Source organism: Winogradskyella pelagia (assembly GCF_017581965.1).
GTDB classification, from domain to species: domain Bacteria; phylum Bacteroidota; class Bacteroidia; order Flavobacteriales; family Flavobacteriaceae; genus Winogradskyella; species Winogradskyella pelagia.
The window spans coordinates 354,253-372,910 of the sequence record NZ_JAGEVF010000001.1 but is presented as its reverse complement, the minus strand read 5'-3'; the positions used below and the strand labels follow the sequence as shown (position 1 = coordinate 372,910).

Sequence of the window (18,658 nt, the reverse complement as noted above, 5' to 3'; positions counted from 1 at the left end):
ACATTTATTTTGTTGGTCAAAATGCCTAAACGTACGTTTAGGCATTTTTTATGATTACATTTATAATATCTCGATTTGGCATTTGTTATATTTACAAAAACAACTGCATGGAAGTACTTCGTCTACTTGCTCTAATCCTATTCTCTCTTAGCTTTGCCCATGGACAAAATAGTGAAGCCCTAGCCGATAGTTACTTTAAAAAAGGGGAGTTTGATAAAGCACTGATTATCTACCAAGGTCTTTTAAAAGAGAAACCTCATCTTACTAATTTTCTCTATAAAGTAGTTAAAACCTATCAACAAATAGAGGCCTATGATAAGGCTGAAGAACTATTGGTTGAGAAATTAACCAAATATAGAAGGCCTGAACTTTTAGTAGAATTAGGGTATAATTATCAGCTTATGGATAGTACAGCACGTGCACAAATATTGTACGATGAAGCTATTGGTTTTATAGATGTTAATCCAAATTATGTTTTCAGTATTGCCAGAAAGTTTGAAGATCACTCATTGCTCGATGAGGCTATAGCAGTGTACGATAAAGGTAAAACACTTACCCCAGATAAAAACTTCAGTATTCAATTGGCAAGAATCTATGGTGAAAAAGGAGATATAGAACAAATGTTTGCCAGTTATATCGATTATATCGCCTATCGTCCAAATTATTTAAATAATATAAAAAGGTCAATAAGTGACTTTATTAAAGAAGACCGAGATAATGATAACAATCGCTATCTCAGAAGATTGCTCTTAAAGAAGATTCAGGAAGAGCCCAACAGCTATTGGTATGAAATGCTGAGCTGGCTTTACATCCAAGAGAGGGCGTACCAAAAGTCATTTGTGCAAGAAAAAGCGCTTTACAAAAGAAACCCTGAAAGTTTAGAACGTATTATAGAATTGGCCCTCACTGCTCTCGATGATAATGCAGATGAAACTGCAAAAGCAATTTTTAATTTCATTTTAGAAACAACACAAGATACCTCAACGCTTTTAATAGCCCACCAGTATATATTACAAATTGAAACGGAAAATGCAGAGCCCAAAGACCTAGACCGCATCAAATCAGAATACAATCAGCTTTTTTACCGCTACGGTAAATCAGACATAACCCTATCATTGCAATTGGCCTATGGAGAATTTCTAGCATTTTATCTTAATCAAGAAGAAAAAGCAAACACCTTTTTAAAAGAAACACTCGACCAAAATATTTCAGACTATCAAAAGGCCAGAGTAAAGCTCTTATTAGGTGATATATTGGTTCTGCAGGAACGCTTTAACGAAGCCTTGATTTTTTATTCTCAAATTCAGGTTAATTTAAAGAATAGTACCATCTCACAAGAAGCTCGTTTTAAAGTAGCCAAAACGAGTTATTACAAGGGTGATTTTGATTGGGCAGAATCTCAACTAAAAATTCTAAAGTCATCAACCTCTCAGCTAATAGCTAATGATGCACTAGATTTAAAACTACTGATATCGGATAATAAATATGAAGACAGTACACAAACAGCTCTCAAATATTATGCAAGAGCTGATTTGCTGGCATTTCAAAATAAAACAGAACAAGCTATTAGCTTATTAGATAAGATTTTAGAGGAACACAAAGGAGAAAGTATAACCGACCAAGCCCTATACAGACAAGCTAAACTCTATGAAAAGCTCAAAATATACCCTAAGGCTGAAGCCAATTATTTAGAAATCATTAAAGATTACAGCGAGGATATCCTTGCGGATGATGCCATCTATCATCTTGCTGAGTTGTATAACACACAATTCTCAAAACCAGAAGATGCCAAAACCTTATATGAGCGGATTATTTTTGAATTTGAAGATAGTATTTACTTCATTGAAGCAAGAAAAAAATTTAGGCAACTCAGAGGTGATGCCATAAACTAAATTGATAGCCAAAATGCATCAAAACCCTCAAATAATATATAATGTTACTGTAAATATTGATGAGTCAATCCACCAAGAGTGGCTGTCTTGGATTAAGGCACATATTCCTCGAGTTCTTGCTACTGGAAAATTTTCAGAAGCAAAACTCACTAAAGTTCTTGTTAAGGAGAAGTTAGGAGGGGTGACATATTCTATACAATATAGAGCTCATAACAGAGCTGCATTAGAGGCCTATTACAAAGAAGACGCAGGACGTTTAAGACAAGAAGGTTTGCAGCAATTTGCAGATAAAATGCTTGCATTTAGGACTGAGCTGGAAGTTGTTGACGATTATATCGTAAATTTTTAATCAATAAAGAAATTAATATTGTCCGTTAAGCCAAAAAAACATCTAGGTCAGCACTTTCTTAAAGATGAGAATATTGCAAAAAAAATTGCAGATACTTTAAGTCTTCAAGATTATCAAGATGTATTAGAAATAGGACCAGGAATGGGTGTGCTCACAAAGTACCTATTAGAAAAACACATAAATGTCCATGTAATAGAACTCGATTCAGAATCTGTAGAATACCTGAAAGGTCATTTTCTCAATTTGGCTAACAGAATCTACGAAGCAGATTTTTTAAAGTGTGATCTTAAGTCTCTTTTTAATGACCTCCCATTCGCCATAATAGGTAATTTCCCGTATAATATTTCATCTCAAATCGTCTTTAAAACACTCGAGATTAGAGAGAGTGTCCCAGAATTTTCAGGAATGTTTCAAAAAGAAGTGGCGCAAAGAATCTGTGCAAAAGAAGGGTCTAAAACTTACGGTATATTATCTGTTTTAACGCAAGCATATTATAGGGCAGAATACCTTTTTACTGTCCCTCCATCTGTTTTTAACCCTCCGCCAAAAGTGGATTCTGGAGTTTTAAAGTTAACTCGAAAAGACAACTACAAATTGCCCTGCGATGAAAAACTGTTTTTTAAGGTTGTAAAAACCGGTTTTCAACAGCGACGAAAAACACTTCGCAATAGTTTAAAAACTTTCAATCTTTCCGATAATTTAAAAGCAAATACTATCTTTGGGCAACGTCCAGAACAGTTAAGTGTTACCCAATTTATTGAACTTACTTCATTAATTGAAAAAGATACCAACCAATAGTTCTCACAGGACTTAACGTTGTGATAGTAACTTTGCATTAAATATCGTAGTGGAAGAGATTCAAGATAGCATACAATTTCAACTCACAAATGAGCTTATAGAAAAAGTTGAGCTTTTTGTCAATGAACAAAACGACAAGGAGCTTAAAAAACTTTTAAATGAGTTTCACTATGCTGATATCGCTGAGATTCTCGATGAGCTAGATTTAGATGACGCAGTTTATCTAATAAAACTATTGGATTCTGAAACCACATCAGATATACTTACCGAACTCGACGAAGATACAAGGGAAAAGGTATTACAAAATCTTTCTGCAAAAGAAATCGCAGAAGAAGTTGAAGAACTTGATACTGATGATGCGGTTGATATTATTGCAGAGCTTCCTCAAGACCGTCAACAAGCGGTTATTAATCAAATTGAAGACCAGGAACATCGAGACGAAATTCAGGAACTGCTGGCCTATGACGAAGATTCCGCTGGTGGACTCATGGCAAAAGAACTCGTTAAGGTATACGAAACTTGGACAGTTGCTGGTTGTCTTCGGAGGATTCGAGGTCAAGCCAAAGATGTAACAAGAGTGCATTCTATATATGTAGTTAACAAACAAGAACAACTCATTGGACGTTTGTCCTTAAAAGATTTAATCGTTGCAAAAAGCGAACAAAAAATCGCAGAGATTAAAAAAGACAATGTCGATTGGGTTCATGTAAATGACGATGTTGAAGATGTTGCCAGAGTTATGGCCAAATACGACTTGGAAGCCATTCCTGTTGTAGATGATTCCCAAACCTTACTCGGGCGTATTACTATTGATGATATTGTAGATGTTCTAAAAGAAGAAGCCGATAAAGACTATCAATTAGCTGCTGGTATTACCCAAGATGTAGATTTAGACGATAGCATTTTAGAACTTACCAAAGCGCGTTTACCATGGTTATTTTTAGGACTTTTAGGAGGTATTGGTGCGTTTATTATTATGGAAGGTTTTCAAGAAGCCTTTAACAAGTATGCCGTCTTATTCTTTTTCACACCATTAATTGCGGCAATGGCCGGTAATGTCGGTGTACAGTCGAGCGCAATAATCGTGCAAGGTCTGGCCAATGATGATGTTAAGGGAAGCGTCAATGGGAGATTAATTAAGGAGATGCTGCTAGCGGCCTTAAACGGTGTTATTTTAGCAGTGTTTCTATTTTTATTTGTTTGGATTTATAATGGTGAGATGCTTAAAGCTGTTGCCATTTCCGTCTCTCTGGTTGCTGTCATTATTATTGCTGGACTAATAGGAACCTTTGTCCCCTTATTTTTAGATAAAAAAGGTATTGACCCAGCCATTGCTACTGGTCCTTTCATTACAACAAGTAATGATATTTTAGGAATACTGCTTTATTTTTGGATAGCCAAACTTATACTTGGCATATAATTTACTGTGTTGTACAGAATTTGATTCACCATTTCACATGACTTAACTTTAAAGTATGAAGCCAATTAACATTAAAGAAAAGCTTTCAAAATTTAGTAAAAACTGGCATCCACATCAAATTGCAGTGGTTGATGATATGCAAGTGATTTTAGCAAAATTAAAAGGTGAGTTTGTGTGGCATAGTCATGATGATGAAGACGAACTATTTCAAGTCGTTAAAGGGACATTGTACATGCAGTTTCGTGACCGTACAGAAGTGGTCAATGAAGGCGAAATCATTGTCGTCCCTAAAGGTGTTGAACACAATCCACAAACCAAAAATGATGAAGAGGTGCATGTGCTTTTATTTGAAAAATTAAACACGGCTCATACAGGGAATATTCAGCATGAGAAAACACAGACACATTATCCTAAGATTTAAATATGATTAAGTTTTTTCGCAAAATACGGTACACCCTTTTGAACGAAAACAAAACAGGTAAATACATTAAATACGCCATTGGCGAAATTATTTTGGTTGTTATTGGAATCCTCATTGCATTGCAGATTAATAATTGGAATCAATCTAGAAAAGAGGCAAAACAAGAGCAGCTCATATTAAAGAAGCTTGAGGTTTAATTACAAGAGGATATTAAAATGATACAAAATCAAATTGCCTCAGGAATTATCTATATTGAGGATTTTAGATTTTGTCTAGATGTATTAAGCAATCAAAAAGAATCAAGTTTAGAAGAGTTTAACCAACGCTTTTCGAGCAGTATGATTATGGTTCTTTTTGATATGAACAGAACTACTTTTAATAGTATTACAGAGTCTAGAACTATAGATAATATTGAAAACGATAAACTTGTAGATTCTTTAAATGTTTTTTACAACGACAATTATAAAGGGTGGGATACAGCAAATAAGGATTATACAAGAAACGTTATAGGGCCATATCTAATGAATTTTGACTATTTACCAATTGTAAATTACGATCGTTTTGAGATGAATACTGGTCGATTTTCCAGTAACGACTTTTCACAGATAGATGTATCCAATTTTGAAGTTAAACAGAAAACAATCGAAGATTTCAAAAAAGATATCTTTATCATTAATCTGCTCAGGCAGCGCTTATTTCTTACAGAAGGACAAGTATTGCGGTATAAGCAACTAAAAGATAAGATGGAAAGTTTAGTAGGACAAATACAAGCCGAGATAAAACAATGATAAAGTTCTTCCGGCGTATTCGACAAAACCTAATTATGGAAAACAAAACAGGTAAATACATTAAATACGCCATTGGAGAAATCATTCTTGTAGTTATAGGAATTTTAATTGCGTTACAGATTAATAATTGGAATGAAAATAGACTAAACACAATCGAAGAACAAACAATTCTTAAGGCATTAAAAACAGAAATTTCAGAAAATCAAATCACCTTAACTAAAGATTTACAAAGACATACAAATGTCTTACGTCTTCTAACAGAATTAAGTGATTATATAGAACCTGAGCCAAAATTAATTAGTGATAAAAGACTAGACTCATTAATGTTCAGTCTTGGTTGGTTACCTAGTTACAACCCTAAAGAAGGGGTTCTAAATTCTGTTATAAGTTCTGGTAAAATTTCTCTAATAAAAAATACGGAACTCAATTCTAAATTAGCATCATGGACGAGTTTAATGAATGAATATAACACTGCTTTAAATTGGAGCGAAAAGGATGTATTTGATTTAGTCTTGCCTTATTTACAGAAAAAATACCCCCTGAAACGCGCTTTAAAGTACTTTATCACTAAAAATAAATCTAAAAGTAAATTTGAATTCTCCCAAGAAGCATTGTTATCTGATATGGCATTTGAAACCATTGTTGCTGAAAGAATTATTGATGCAAGTGATTCCCTTGAAGCGGCAAAAGATTTATTTGACTTCCAGTTACAGATTTTAGAGCTTTTTGAAAAGGAATTAAAAGAATAAAATGACGATTTTCATTTTTTTTAAAGTATCATGAAAGTATTACACATAGACTCAAACCATCCTTTACTCTTAAATCAACTCAACGCTTTAGGTTTTAATAATCATGAAGATTACGCCTCTTCTAAGTCAGAAATTGAAGCTAAAATTTCTGATTATGATGGTATAATTATTCGCAGTCGATTTAGCATTGACAAACAATTTCTTGATGCAGCAACAAACCTAAAATTTATTGGCAGAGTTGGTGCTGGGCTAGAAAATATAGATTGCAACTATGCTAAGGAAAAAGGTATTTACCTCATATCTGCACCAGAAGGCAATCGTAATGCTGTTGGAGAACATGCGCTTGCCATGCTTTTATCCTTGCTAAACAAACTTAACCAAGCGGATAGAGAAGTTAGAAATGGACAATGGCGAAGAGAAAAAAACAGAGGTGTAGAGTTAGATGGCAAAACGGTTGGACTTATTGGCTATGGCAATATGGGCAAAGCATTTGCCAAAAAACTAAGAGGGTTTGATGTGGAAGTACTTTGCTATGATATTAAAGCCAATGTTGGTGACGACAATTGCAAACAAGTTTCTTTAGAAGAACTTCAAAACAAGTCAGATGTCGTTAGTCTTCACACCCCTCAAACACCTTTGACCTTAGGGATGATTAATCTTAAGTTTATTTCTCAATTCAAAAAGTCATTTTGGCTCATAAATACAGCACGTGGAAAAAGTGTTGTGACCCAGGATTTGGTATCGGCATTGGAATCTGGAAAAATCTTAGGGGCAGGTTTAGACGTTTTGGAATACGAAAAGGTATCATTTGAAGACCTTTTTAAAACAGAAGAACCTAGATTTAGATGGATGAGAAAAGGCAAACGCTCTAAGCTACCCGAAGCCTTTGAATATTTAATCAATGCTGACAATGTTATCCTTACACCTCATGTTGCAGGCTGGACCACTGAAAGTAATGTAAAACTAGCTCAAACTATTGTAGATAAAATTAAAGCGAAATTTTGTTAACTTGGAGGTTGCTAAATCAACCTTATTATGCAATACAATGCAAACTCTCCAGAGGACTACATTAAGCAAGTTCCAGAAGAACGGCAAGAGGCCTTACATAACCTTAGAAAAGTTATCACTGATAATTTACCCAAGGGATTTGAAGAAGGCATAATTTATAAAATGATAGGCTATTATGTACCACATTCAGTTTATCCAGATGGGTATCACTGCGATCCTAAAACACCCTTACCTTTTATGAGCTTTGCGTCACAAAAGAACTCTGTTAATCTTTATCACAGTGGTATTTATGCAAAGAAAGAACTCAGTGATTGGTTTGTAAATGAATATCCAAAATACTCAAAAAGAAAATTAGATATGGGAAAGAGCTGTATACGATTTAAGAAAATGGAGGATATTCCGTTTGACCTTATTGGCGAACTCACAAAAAAAATGAGCTGTGAAGAGTGGATAGACATTTATGAAACAGCCATAAAAAAGGAATAGGATGAAAAATCGAGTAACAGGTATAGGAGGACTTTTCTTTAAATCTAAAGACCCAAAAGCATCAAAAGAATGGTACAACAAACACCTTGGATTTAATACAGATGAATACGGTTCAACCTTTTGGTGGAAAGACAATGAAGGTAATGATTGCTCAACACAATGGAGTGCCTTTAAAGCAGACACGGACTATTTTAACCCCTCTTCAAAAGACTTTATGTTTAATTATAGAGTTGAGAATCTAGAGAAACTTTTAAAAGTTTTAAAAGAAGAAGGTGTAACAATCGTTGGTGATATGGAGACTTATGATTACGGAAAGTTTGCTTGGATACTAGATAATGAAAACAATAAGATAGAATTATGGGAGCCTATCGATAAGGCTTTTAAATAAATCTATTTGATTTTTTAGTAACTTTAAGCAAGAACTATTAATCTTTAAAAAATCAATCATGTCTGACGAAAATAACAACAAGGATTTAAGTGATGACCTCAACGATATGTTGGGAGATGCCAAAGAAGGCGCTAAAAAAGCAGCCTCCAAGGCAAGTGAGAAAGCTAGTGAATTCGCCGAAGAAGCTAAAGAATTAGGAAAAGAAGCTAAAGAAAAAGCCTCTGAATTTGCCGAAGAAGCCAAAGAAAGCGCTAAGGAATTTACAGAAGGTGCCAAAGAAACATTTGCAAAAGCATCTGGTGATAACAAAAAAATATTAGCTGGGGTTCTAGCCATTTTATTTGGTAGCCTAGGCATACATAAGTTTATTTTAGGCTATAATAAAGAAGGTGGCATTTTACTTGGAATAACAGTTATTGGTTACATCTTAGTTTGCGTTGGCATAGGTGTTTTTATAGTTTGGTTAACCGCATTGATTGGGTTAATCGAAGGTATTGTCTATCTTACAAAATCCGACGAAGAATTCTATAACACATACCAAGTTGGGAAAAAGCCTTGGTTCTAGATCAAACACATTGAATAAGAAAAGCCCACGATTTAAAATTGTGGGCTTTTTATTTTAGGCCATAATCTAAAGGCAGCATATCTCCTATGCGCTGCTCGTTCATATAACCTGTAAAATACACCCCAACTATTGGTGTATAATGTCCATAAGCATCAACCGAAAACACCTTGATGTCTTTATCTAAAAACATATCCGATTGTACTTTTTTATTATAGAGAATAGAAATTTTACCTTTTAAAAATACGTTTTTACGATTAGAGTTTTCAATTGGAATGACTTCAATATGGTCCCATCCATTCACTTTAAACCCTCTTTTAAACACAGTGTAGTTTTGCGAGCCTAAATCTTCATTGTACAATGCGCGCATAAAATGCTGTATAGAACCTTTAAATGCCTTCTCCCGTTTTTTAACAATGCTTCGCTTCTGGTTTATAGTATTTAAATCTTTAAAATACATTGTGCCTAAATAATATGCAGTATTTAAAGTAAACTTGTTAGATTTTGCATTTACGTAACGAAATTGTATTTCAAAATCATTTAAATCGTAGCTTATTTCGTAATCTAGAGCTTTGTTATAAATAACTATTGGTTCCTTTGAACTCGCCGAGAGCGTTTTATCTTTTTTGTTATATCTTAAGTAAATATCGTCTTCGTTAAGAATTTTACAGGACTTTCCTCTTTTTGTTGAACCGAGAAATTGATCTTTAAATAATCTCAGTTTCTGACGACGCGTCAATTCGTCGTCATATTCTATATAAACTTCATCAAGTTCATTATTGGCTTCAACCAATGAAATAGTGATAGATTTTTTTTGTCTAAAATCAGAAATATAAACCTTATCATACCCTAAATAAGATATCACTAATGTGGACTGTACAGCTTCAGTATATTCTAGAGAAAACTCACCTTTTTCGTCAGTTGTAGTCCCTATGGTCGTATTATCAAAATAAACCGCAACAGTTTCAAGTGGTTCATTTGTTTTAGCATCTAATACCTTTCCACTAAGGATTTGAGCATAGCTTGTAATTGAAATTAAAAGACATATGAGCAAGTACCATTTACTTGTCATGATTTTCCATGAATTTACGCTCTAGCTCTGCTTGGAACTCTTCCATAACAGGTCTTACTGTACTTTCTGGCAAGTCGGCAATTTTGATATACATTAAGCCGTCAACCGCATTATTAAATAGTGGATCTACATTAAAAGCAACCAGTTTTGCATTTTGCTTAATATACTTTTTTAACAGTACTGGGAGCCTTAAAGCACCTGGCTCGACTTCATCAATAATTTTATCAAACTTATTTAAGTCAGCTTCCGTAGAGTCAAAAACAAAATCCTTATCGGCATCTTTTAGCTTCACCTTAAACTCCTTTTTTGGATGAACATATTGCGCCACGTATGGATCATAATAATGCGATTTCATAAATTCAATCATCAAACTCTTAGAGAAATTTGAAAACTGGTTGCTAATACTTACTCCTCCTATTAAATATTTGTGCTCGGGATGACGAAGAGTTGTATGTACAATCCCTTTCCACAATAAAAATAAAGGCATTGGCTTTTGCTGGTAACTGCCTACTATAAAAGCACGTCCCATTTCTATGGATTGGCTCATCATTTTGTAGAGTTCTGGCTCAAACCTAAAAAGATCTTGTAAATAAAACCCATCAATTCCATAGCGCTCAAAAATATGAGACCCTAATCCCATTCTATAAGCACCTGCGATTACGCTTTTTTCACTATCCCATAAGAACATGTGGTGATAGTAGGTATCAAACTTATCTAAATCTATAGCCTCGTTAGTGCCTTCTCCTACCTCTCTAAACGTTATTTCGCGTAGGCGACCTATTTCCCTCAAAATATTAGGGATGTCCCGCGGTGCAGCCAAAAACACCTCATAGTTTTTACTAACAAGAAGTCTAGAATCAATAGCCCTAAGGTTTTCTACCTCGGCCATCATTACCTCCGCGTTAACAGGTGTTACTATTCTCTTAGGCAATTTTGGAGCCTTTAGTGAGGATTGTAGATTGTCTAATATTTTGGGTTTGTCCTCAAAAGTCTTAGACAGCATATATGTTTTGCGCCTAAGAAACTCTGAAAAGTCTTGTAAACTTTCTTGTTCCTTTTGATCTTTAACTGAAATAGGCTTACCTACTCTTACCTTAATTACCCGTCGCTTTTGCGTCAACAATTCAGATGGCAATTTGGCTGTTCTCAAGGTGTCACTAATCTTAGAAAGCCTATAAAACAATCTGCTATTCTTTGCATGAAAGTAAATAGGTACGACAGGAACTTCTGCTTTTTGAATTAGCTTCATTGCAGCTTCCTCCCATGGTTTATCAACTACCAGTTTTCCATCGCGATAGGTGGAGACCTCACCTGCTGGAAAAACACCTAAAGGATGGCCTTCCCTTAAATGAAGAATAGCATTTTTAAATCCTGAAATACTACTTTTTACATCCTTACGGTCTTCAAAAGGATTAACAGGCATAATGTAGGGCTTTAAAGGCTCTATTCTATGCAATAAAAAGTTGGCAATTATCTTAAAATCACCACGCTGTTCTAACATCAATTTTAAAAGTAAAATACCATCTATTCCGCCAAGTGGATGATTGGAAATAGTAATATAAGCACCATCTTTTGGTAAACGCTTCAAGTCCTCTTCTGGAATTTCAAACTTTATTTGAAATTCTCCGAGAATACCGTCCAAAAATTCTAGTTTACTTAAGTGCTTGTTACGTCTATATATACGGTTAAGGGTAGATATTTTAAGCACCTTCATTAACACCCATCCGAAGAATGTACCAAGAAAGCCATATTTATCGGCTTTAATAGCCTTTGCAACTTCCTTAGCTGATACTAAACCCAAATCAGATGTTTTCCCCATAAAACAAATGTAATAACTATTTACTTAGTGACCATTTGAACGGTTTCTTTCGTTATTTGTTTCAATAAAATGGTTTTATCCTTTTCAATTTCTTCAATAGCCTTGGTGTTGTAGTGCCTAATTGTATAGAGATTCACGTTGTCGTAGCATGTAACATTAAACTTAGCTTTAAGGTGCTGCAATAAGCGCTCAAGGTTATTAAAAAGATTATCTACACATACCGAAAAACTAATTGCAGAATTCTGTATAACATCTACCTTCATCTTGTAGTGATGTAAAAGGCTAAAAATATCACTTATATTCTCTTCAACGATATAAGAAAAATCGAGAGATGACAAGGATATCAAGGTTTGATTTTTCTTCACTATAAAACAAGGTATTTCGGGTTCTATAGTTTTCCCTTTTCCAACAACCGTACCTCTTTCATTGGGATTAAGAAAAGACTTTACATTTAAAGGTATTTCTTTTCTCTGCAATGGCTGAAGGGTTTTTGGATGAATTACCGATGCGCCATAGAATGCCAACTCAATGGCTTCTCTATAAGATATTTGATACAATAATTGTGCATTTTCGAAGTATCGTGGGTCTGCATTAAGTAGACCAGGAACATCCTTCCAAATTGTAACGGATTTAGCATTTAAACAATAGGCAAATATGGCCGCAGTATAATCACTTCCTTCTCTACCTAGAGTTGTTGTAAAATTATTGGCATCACTCCCTAAAAATCCTTGTGTAATATTCAATTTAGAGGTGTCAAAAGATAATGTAATTAACTCTTGTGTTTGCTCCCACTTAACATTTGCCCGCCGGTAATAATTATCCGTTTTTATAAACTCCCTAACATCCAACCATTGGTTTTTCAATCCAATTTCATTTAAGAAAAAACTAATTATTGTTGTAGAAATAAGTTCACCATACCCAATGGTTTGATCGTAAACAAAATTGTAATCTGGAGACTTGTTAGATTTGAGAAACGCAGAAAGCTCATCAAAATGTGATTTTACATCTGAAAAGACCCTGTGTCGGTCATTATCAAAAAGATCTAATAAAATTTCGTTATGATATTTTATAATTGCATGTAGGGAACTTTGTAACTCCGCTTTGTTTTCAAAATAATTTTTAACCACAAGCTCTATGGCATTGGTGGTTTTCCCCATAGCAGAGACCACCACCAGGGTTTGTTCGTGGCCTACTGTCTTTAAAACCTTGGCCAAATTCTTTACACCCTTGGCATCTTTTACAGATGCACCACCAAATTTGAAAACACGCATTAGAGTTTATCTAAATAATTATTTATTTCTTCTTTATTGAGCTGAACAACATTCCAATCTCTTAATACCTTTGCACCTTTCTTTTCATAAAACCCAATAGCTGGTTCATTCCAATCTAAAACTTCCCAACTAATTCTGTTAACACCTAAAGATTTACCATACTTTACAACCGTATCTAACAATAGCGTTCCGTAGCCTTGCCCTCTATAAGATTCACTAACAATTAGGTCCTCTAAATGCAAGACCTGACCTTTCCATGTTGAATATCTTGGGTAAACCAAGGCCATTCCAAATAATTTTTTATCGTCTTCAACGACAAAACAGACAAACTGTGGCTTGTCTCCAAACCCATGTTCTTCTAATTCACTTATTGAAATTTCAACCGCATTTGGCTCTTTTTCAAAAATAGCAAGCTCCTTTATCAGCTGCCATACCTGCATCATGTCTTCTTTTACCGCTAATCTTGGGATAATCATAATACTTTTTCAACGAGGTCAAAGATAGTTGAAAAGTAGGTTTTCATAACAATTTATTTAAGCCACGATATCGATATAGTTTGGCAAAAAATGCGATATTTGTGCAACAAATCAATCTCAAACTCCATGTCTCAGCGCAATCAGACCCTTGGTGAATTTATTATTGAAAACCAAGCTTCCTTCAAATACACCTCGGGAGAACTTTCTAGACTTATTAATTCTATCCGTTTAGCGGCAAAAGTTGTAAACCATGAAGTAAACAAAGCTGGTTTAGTTGATATCATTGGAGCAGCAGGAGATACCAATATCCAAGGTGAAGACCAGCAAAAACTAGATGTTTATGCCAATGAAAAGTTTATTCAAACCATGACTAAACGAAATATAGTTTGCGGCATTGCTAGTGAAGAAGAAGATCACTTTATTACCATTAACAGCCAAGATGAAAATCATCAGAATAAGTATGTTGTTTTAATTGATCCTCTTGATGGCTCATCAAATATTGATGTCAACGTCTCGGTCGGAACAATTTTTTCAATTTACAGACGTGTCACCCCAGTAGGAACACCTGTACAACTTAAAGATTTCTTACAAAAAGGAAATCAGCAAGTCGCTGCGGGTTATGTTATCTACGGAACCAGCACTATGTTGGTTTATACAACTGGCGATGGTGTTAACGGCTTTACGTTAAACCCTGCAATTGGATCTTTCTATTTATCGCACCCAGATATGCAATTTCCTGAGGATGGAAAAATATATTCTGTAAACGAAGGAAATTATATTCATTTCCCAAAAGGGATTAAAGACTATATTAAATATTGCCAAATGGAGGAAGGCGACCGTCCGTATACCAGTAGATATATTGGCTCTTTGGTATCTGATTTCCATAGAAATATGATAAAGGGTGGTATATATATGTATCCTAAAAGTTCTAAAAATGCCAAAGGGAAATTGCGCTTACTCTACGAATGCAATCCTATGGCATTTATAGCAGAACAGGCCAATGGTAAAGCAAGTGACGGTTTTACTCGTATTATGGATATTGAACCATCAGAACTGCATGAACGTGTACCGTTTATATGTGGTAGCAAAAACATGGTAGAAAAAGTTGAAGACTTTATGCGCAACGCATAAAAAAAGCGAACATCATTGTTCGCTTCCTACTTGATTTCGTTGACCTTTTTATTGATTCATGGTCTTCATTTTTTCAATAAATTCCGTTTGACCGACCTCATAATAAACCAAACTTAGTGCTTTATCCGCGATATATTTTACATTATCAGGTGTAAACCCTAAACCAATGCAAAGTTTTTCTAATAAGGATACTTGATTAGGCCCCTCGATATGATCTGCCCACACCATTCTTGCCAAATCATACAAACGTTCTAAACGCATATCATAAGAGTGTGGTGCATTGATGGGATGACTCATATAATCCTTAAGAATTTTCTTGTAATCATGTTCGCTAATATCTAACCTAGTAGCTAATCGATCTAAGAAGGCTTTTTCTGCATCATTTATAACACCGTCGCTCATGGCCACTCTAACAATAGCGGCAAAATGATCTTCGTTACGCTTTCTAAAACCACTATCGAATAAATCTGAAATTGACATATAATACGTTTTATTTTAGTCCTCTTATTAAGGTTCACAAACCTACGAAATTTTTAGGTTTTAAAAACTAATTTAGGTCAGGTTGTGCTGCGGAAGATGAACTACTTTTATTCTAAAAAAAACCTGTTAAGGAATTCCATATATAAAGACTGTAAGCATTGATTTGTTTTATATTTGCACTTCCAATTAAAGGCACTTGAGTAAATCTGTTATTACCCAAACCTATGCACAGACCTTGCAACTGCAAAATCTGAGGAACGCTATTGCCAAAAACGACCATAAGATTCATTTAAAAGGTCTAGTTGGCTCTTCATTTTCAATCGTAATTTCAGAATTTTTTAAATCCGCGGACCAACCCTTTCTAATCGTATTCGATGATAAAGAAGAGGCCGCATATTACTTAAATGATTTAGAGCAACTGCTTAATGATAAGGATGTTCTGTTTTATCCCGGAAGCTATAGAAGGCCTTATCAGATTGAAGAGACCAATAACGCTAACGTTCTTTTACGTGCTGAAGTATTTAACCGAATAAATTCCCGAAAAAAACCAGCCATAATAGTTACCTATCCTGATGCTTTATTTGAAAAGGTCGTCACAAAAAAGGAACTAGAAAAAAACACCCTAAAAATTACAGTTGGTAACGACTTAAGTATTGACTTTGTCAATGAAGTTCTTTTTGAGTATAAGTTTAAACGCGTTGACTTTGTAACTGAGCCAGGAGAATTTTCCGTACGTGGAGGTATTATTGATGTGTTTTCTTTCTCTCATGATGAACCTTATAGAATTGAATTTTTTGGTGAGGAAGTTGATAGCATCAGAACATTTGACGTAGAAACTCAACTCTCTACTGAGAAAATTAAAAAGGTTAGTATCATTCCTAATGTGGCCAACAAGCAAATCGCTGAAAACCGCGAAAGCTTCATAAAATACATCTCATCCAAAACGGTTGTGTTTACTAAAAACACCTCTCTAATATTTTCTAGGATTGACGGTCTTTTTGAAAAAGCTAAAGAGGCATTTAATACGTTATCTCAAGACATTAAACACGCCACTCCAGAGGAGTTGTTTTGTAATTCAGATTTACTCAAAAGGCAATTTCTAGACTACAACATAATTGAGTTTGGATCCCAACCTGTTTTTGAAAGTGAAGACATAACGTTCAGTATCAAGCCACAGCCTGCCTTTAACAAGCAGTTTAATTTGCTTATTGAAAACCTTAATGAAAACCACGATAAAGGGATTACTAATTTTATCGCTTGCGTCAGTGAGCAACAAGCGCAGCGTTTCCATGATATTTTTGATGATGCCGAAGCGCAAGTCCATTATAAAACCGTAGTCTTGTCCTTGTATCAAGGGTTTATAGATGAAGACCAACATATAGCAGTCTATACAGACCACCAAATTTTTGACCGCTATCACAAATTTCATTTAAAAAATGGTTACGCCAAAAAGCAAGCCATTACGCTCAAGGAGCTGACCAACTTAGAAATTGGAGATTATGTAACACATATCGATCACGGGATAGGAAAGTTTGGAGGACTCCAAAAAATAGATGTCGAAGGTAATAAGCAAGAAGCCATTAAACTCGTTTACGGCGAACGCGATATTTTATACTTGAGTATTCATTCCCTTCACAAGATTACGAAGTTTAACGGTAAGGACGGAAAACCTCCGAAGATTTATAAACTTGGAAGCAAGGCATGGAAAACGCTCAAACAAAAAACAAAATCTAGAGTTAAGGAAATTGCCTTCAATCTTATTAAACTTTATGCCAAGAGAAAATTAAAAAAAGGTTTTCAATATGCCCCAGACAGCCATATGCAGTTAGAATTGGAAGCGTCTTTTATTTATGAAGACACTCCAGATCAGATGTCCTCCACAGCAGATATTAAAAGAGATATGGAAAGTGAGCGTCCAATGGATCGCTTAGTTTGTGGGGATGTTGGATTCGGCAAAACAGAAGTAGCCATTAGAGCAGCATTCAAAGCTGTTGATAACGGTAAACAAGTAGCTGTTTTAGTACCAACAACAATCCTAGCGTACCAACATTATCGTACATTTAAAGAACGTTTGAAGGACTTTCCCGTTACTGTAGAATACGTCAATAGATTTAGAACAGCCAAAGAAAAGCGGATTACCTTAGAGGGATTAGAAAAAGGAAGTGTTGATATTATTATTGGTACACATCAACTAGCCAATAAAAATGTAATGTTTAAAGATCTTGGTTTATTAATTGTAGACGAGGAACAAAAGTTTGGTGTTGCCGTAAAAGATAAGCTAAAGACATTAAAAGAAAATGTGGATGTATTGACTCTAACCGCAACTCCAATCCCAAGGACTTTACAATTTAGCCTTATGGCTGCTAGAGATTTATCGGTTATTACTACACCTCCACCAAACAGATATCCTATAGAAAGCCACGTCATTCGATTTAATGAAGAAACCATAAGAGATGCTGTGAGCTACGAAATTCAACGCGGCGGACAAGTCTTCTTTATTCACAATCGTATTGAGAATATAAAAGAGGTAGCTGGTATGGTTCAACGATTGGTCCCAGATGCTAAAATAGGTATAGGTCATGGGCAAATGGAAGGCAAAAAGCTTGAGGAGCTAATGCTTGCCTTTATGAACGGTGAATTTGATGTTTTAATTAGCACCACGATTGTTGAAAGCGGTTTAGATGTACCTAATGCCAATACTATATTTATAAATAATGCTAATAATTTTGGGCTTAGCGACTTACATCAAATGCGGGGACGAGTAGGTAGAAGCAACAAAAAAGCCTTCTGTTATTTTATTACTCCAGAATATTCTGCCATGACTACTGATGCCAGAAAACGAATTACGGCCTTAGAACAATTCACAGAACTTGGCAGCGGATTTAATATTGCCATGAAAGATTTAGAAATTCGTGGCGCTGGAGACTTACTTGGTGGAGAACAAAGTGGTTTTATCAATGACATTGGTTTTGACACCTATCAAAAAATATTAAACGAAGCCATCGAAGAACTTAAAGAAACAGAATTTTCAGATTTATATAAAGATGACGGCAAGCCAAAACAATACGTCAAAGATATTACCATAGATACTGACTTTGAATTGCTATTCCCTGACGATTATGTAAACAATATCACTGAGCGACTTAATTTGTATACGAAGCTTAATGATATAAAAACCGAAGAAGAACTTCAAAAATTTGAATCTGAAATCGTTGATCGTTTTGGAGAATTACCTACTCAAGTTTTAGACTTATTTGATAGTGTTAGATTAAAGTGGATTGCTACCAATATGGGTCTTGAAAAACTTATTATGAAGCACGGTAAACTTGTTGGATATTTTATTAAAGATCAGCAGAGCAAGTTCTACCAAAGCTCCTCGTTCACTCAAGTATTACAATTTATACAGTTAAATTCTGGAAAATGTAAAATGAAAGAAAAACAAACGAGAAACGGTCTAAGATTATTACTTACTTTTGATAAGGTTAAAAGTGTTAATGAAGCCTTGGCTTTACTTAAACCCATATTGGCGTAGTTTTTGACGATATTGA

19 protein-coding genes are annotated in these 18,658 nt (G+C 34.8%); 14 read left to right on the top strand and 5 right to left on the bottom strand.

What is annotated here, in order from left to right; translation table 11 throughout:
* Positions 1-107: 107 nt before the first annotated feature.
* From J4050_RS01720 to J4050_RS01665, 12 genes are read left to right on the top strand one after another with little or no spacing between them, the layout of a single operon-like run.
* Positions 108-1,892, top strand: coding sequence for a tetratricopeptide repeat protein (locus J4050_RS01720; protein ID WP_208152207.1), 1,785 nt, complete (start codon positions 108-110; stop codon positions 1,890-1,892).
* Positions 1,893-1,905: 13 nt separating this feature from the next.
* A complete protein-coding gene (locus tag J4050_RS01715; RefSeq protein ID WP_208152206.1) occupies positions 1,906-2,241 on the top strand; it encodes a DUF4286 family protein in 336 nt (111 codons plus the stop codon).
* A gap of 18 nt (positions 2,242-2,259) precedes the next feature.
* Complete coding sequence (gene rsmA, locus J4050_RS01710) at positions 2,260-3,039, top strand: 16S rRNA (adenine(1518)-N(6)/adenine(1519)-N(6))-dimethyltransferase RsmA (protein ID WP_208152205.1); 780 nt, start codon at positions 2,260-2,262, stop codon at positions 3,037-3,039.
* Between the two features lie 49 nt (positions 3,040-3,088).
* The gene (gene mgtE / locus J4050_RS01705) at positions 3,089-4,459 is read left to right on the top strand and encodes a magnesium transporter (protein WP_347879098.1); all 1,371 of its coding nucleotides are present in this window, start codon (positions 3,089-3,091) and stop codon (positions 4,457-4,459) included.
* A 55-nt stretch (positions 4,460-4,514) separates the two neighbouring features.
* Complete coding sequence (locus J4050_RS01700; protein ID WP_208152204.1) at positions 4,515-4,880, top strand: cupin domain-containing protein; 366 nt, start codon at positions 4,515-4,517, stop codon at positions 4,878-4,880.
* A 2-nt stretch (positions 4,881-4,882) separates the two neighbouring features.
* Positions 4,883-5,077 (top strand): DUF6090 family protein, encoded by a 195-nt coding sequence (locus J4050_RS01695; protein WP_208152357.1) that lies wholly within the window; start codon positions 4,883-4,885, stop codon positions 5,075-5,077.
* A gap of 18 nt (positions 5,078-5,095) precedes the next feature.
* Complete coding sequence (locus tag J4050_RS01690; RefSeq protein ID WP_208152203.1) at positions 5,096-5,668, top strand: hypothetical protein; 573 nt, start codon at positions 5,096-5,098, stop codon at positions 5,666-5,668.
* Between the two features lie 35 nt (positions 5,669-5,703).
* The gene (locus J4050_RS01685; RefSeq protein WP_208152202.1) at positions 5,704-6,417 is read left to right on the top strand and encodes a DUF6090 family protein; all 714 of its coding nucleotides are present in this window, start codon (positions 5,704-5,706) and stop codon (positions 6,415-6,417) included.
* Between the two features lie 30 nt (positions 6,418-6,447).
* On the top strand, positions 6,448-7,425 hold the full coding sequence (locus J4050_RS01680) for a 2-hydroxyacid dehydrogenase (RefSeq protein ID WP_208152201.1): 978 nt from the start codon (positions 6,448-6,450) through the stop codon (positions 7,423-7,425).
* A 27-nt stretch (positions 7,426-7,452) separates the two neighbouring features.
* Complete coding sequence (locus J4050_RS01675; RefSeq protein WP_208152200.1) at positions 7,453-7,911, top strand: DUF1801 domain-containing protein; 459 nt, start codon at positions 7,453-7,455, stop codon at positions 7,909-7,911.
* A 1-nt stretch (position 7,912) separates the two neighbouring features.
* A complete protein-coding gene (locus tag J4050_RS01670; RefSeq protein ID WP_208152199.1) occupies positions 7,913-8,299 on the top strand; it encodes a VOC family protein in 387 nt (128 codons plus the stop codon).
* 58 nt (positions 8,300-8,357) lie between these two features.
* Positions 8,358-8,864 carry a TM2 domain-containing protein gene (locus J4050_RS01665; RefSeq protein ID WP_208152198.1) on the top strand — a complete coding sequence of 169 codons (507 nt, stop codon included), beginning with the start codon at positions 8,358-8,360 and terminating at the stop codon, positions 8,862-8,864.
* 49 nt (positions 8,865-8,913) lie between these two features.
* On the opposite strand, the gene J4050_RS01660 is transcribed toward J4050_RS01665, so the two are convergent.
* The 4 genes from J4050_RS01660 to J4050_RS01645 are packed head-to-tail and all read right to left on the bottom strand — an operon-like array spanning position 8,914 to position 13,499.
* Positions 8,914-9,933: a carboxypeptidase-like regulatory domain-containing protein gene (locus J4050_RS01660; RefSeq protein WP_208152197.1), complete on the bottom strand. Its 1,020-nt coding sequence runs from the start codon at positions 9,931-9,933 to the stop codon at positions 8,914-8,916.
* On the bottom strand, positions 9,923-11,752 hold the full coding sequence (locus J4050_RS01655; protein WP_208152196.1) for a GNAT family N-acyltransferase: 1,830 nt from the start codon (positions 11,750-11,752) through the stop codon (positions 9,923-9,925). The genes J4050_RS01660 and J4050_RS01655 overlap by 11 nt, the downstream gene beginning before the upstream one ends.
* A gap of 20 nt (positions 11,753-11,772) precedes the next feature.
* Complete coding sequence (locus tag J4050_RS01650) at positions 11,773-13,023, bottom strand: aspartate kinase (RefSeq protein ID WP_208152195.1); 1,251 nt, start codon at positions 13,021-13,023, stop codon at positions 11,773-11,775.
* Positions 13,023-13,499 carry a GNAT family N-acetyltransferase gene (locus J4050_RS01645; protein ID WP_208152194.1) on the bottom strand — a complete coding sequence of 159 codons (477 nt, stop codon included), beginning with the start codon at positions 13,497-13,499 and terminating at the stop codon, positions 13,023-13,025. Before J4050_RS01645 ends, J4050_RS01650 begins: the two co-directional genes overlap by 1 nt.
* 126 nt (positions 13,500-13,625) lie before the next feature.
* Here J4050_RS01645 and fbp point away from each other — a divergent pair, with 126 nt between their 5' ends.
* Positions 13,626-14,630 (top strand): class 1 fructose-bisphosphatase, encoded by a 1,005-nt coding sequence (fbp, locus tag J4050_RS01640; RefSeq protein WP_208152193.1) that lies wholly within the window; start codon positions 13,626-13,628, stop codon positions 14,628-14,630.
* A gap of 48 nt (positions 14,631-14,678) precedes the next feature.
* On the opposite strand, the gene J4050_RS01635 is transcribed toward fbp, so the two are convergent.
* On the bottom strand, positions 14,679-15,110 hold the full coding sequence (locus J4050_RS01635) for a tellurite resistance TerB family protein (RefSeq protein WP_208152192.1): 432 nt from the start codon (positions 15,108-15,110) through the stop codon (positions 14,679-14,681).
* Positions 15,111-15,306: 196 nt separating this feature from the next.
* Between J4050_RS01635 and mfd the strand changes: the two genes are divergently transcribed.
* Positions 15,307-18,642 carry a transcription-repair coupling factor gene (gene mfd / locus J4050_RS01630; protein ID WP_208152191.1) on the top strand — a complete coding sequence of 1,112 codons (3,336 nt, stop codon included), beginning with the start codon at positions 15,307-15,309 and terminating at the stop codon, positions 18,640-18,642.
* The last annotated feature ends 16 nt before the right edge of the window (positions 18,643-18,658 follow it).

What these genes read in the sequence shown, in the direction of transcription:
- J4050_RS01720 (WP_208152207.1), top strand. Translation starts at nt 108, where the DNA reads ATGGAAGTACTTCGTCTACTTGCTCTAATCCTATTCTCTCTTAGCTTT.
- J4050_RS01715 (WP_208152206.1), top strand. Translation starts at nt 1,906, where the DNA reads ATGCATCAAAACCCTCAAATAATATATAATGTTACTGTAAATATTGAT.
- J4050_RS01700 (WP_208152204.1), top strand. Translation starts at nt 4,515, where the DNA reads ATGAAGCCAATTAACATTAAAGAAAAGCTTTCAAAATTTAGTAAAAAC.
- J4050_RS01695 (WP_208152357.1), top strand. Translation starts at nt 4,883, where the DNA reads ATGATTAAGTTTTTTCGCAAAATACGGTACACCCTTTTGAACGAAAAC.
- J4050_RS01690 (WP_208152203.1), top strand. Translation starts at nt 5,096, where the DNA reads ATGATACAAAATCAAATTGCCTCAGGAATTATCTATATTGAGGATTTT.
- J4050_RS01685 (WP_208152202.1), top strand. Translation starts at nt 5,704, where the DNA reads ATGGAAAACAAAACAGGTAAATACATTAAATACGCCATTGGAGAAATC.
- J4050_RS01680 (WP_208152201.1), top strand. Translation starts at nt 6,448, where the DNA reads ATGAAAGTATTACACATAGACTCAAACCATCCTTTACTCTTAAATCAA.
- J4050_RS01675 (WP_208152200.1), top strand. Translation starts at nt 7,453, where the DNA reads ATGCAATACAATGCAAACTCTCCAGAGGACTACATTAAGCAAGTTCCA.
- J4050_RS01670 (WP_208152199.1), top strand. Translation starts at nt 7,913, where the DNA reads ATGAAAAATCGAGTAACAGGTATAGGAGGACTTTTCTTTAAATCTAAA.
- J4050_RS01665 (WP_208152198.1), top strand. Translation starts at nt 8,358, where the DNA reads ATGTCTGACGAAAATAACAACAAGGATTTAAGTGATGACCTCAACGAT.
- J4050_RS01660 (WP_208152197.1), bottom strand. Translation starts at nt 9,933, where the DNA reads ATGACAAGTAAATGGTACTTGCTCATATGTCTTTTAATTTCAATTACA.
- J4050_RS01655 (WP_208152196.1), bottom strand. Translation starts at nt 11,752, where the DNA reads ATGGGGAAAACATCTGATTTGGGTTTAGTATCAGCTAAGGAAGTTGCA.
- J4050_RS01650 (WP_208152195.1), bottom strand. Translation starts at nt 13,023, where the DNA reads ATGCGTGTTTTCAAATTTGGTGGTGCATCTGTAAAAGATGCCAAGGGT.
- J4050_RS01645 (WP_208152194.1), bottom strand. Translation starts at nt 13,499, where the DNA reads ATGATTATCCCAAGATTAGCGGTAAAAGAAGACATGATGCAGGTATGG.
- fbp (WP_208152193.1), top strand. Translation starts at nt 13,626, where the DNA reads ATGTCTCAGCGCAATCAGACCCTTGGTGAATTTATTATTGAAAACCAA.
- J4050_RS01635 (WP_208152192.1), bottom strand. Translation starts at nt 15,110, where the DNA reads ATGTCAATTTCAGATTTATTCGATAGTGGTTTTAGAAAGCGTAACGAA.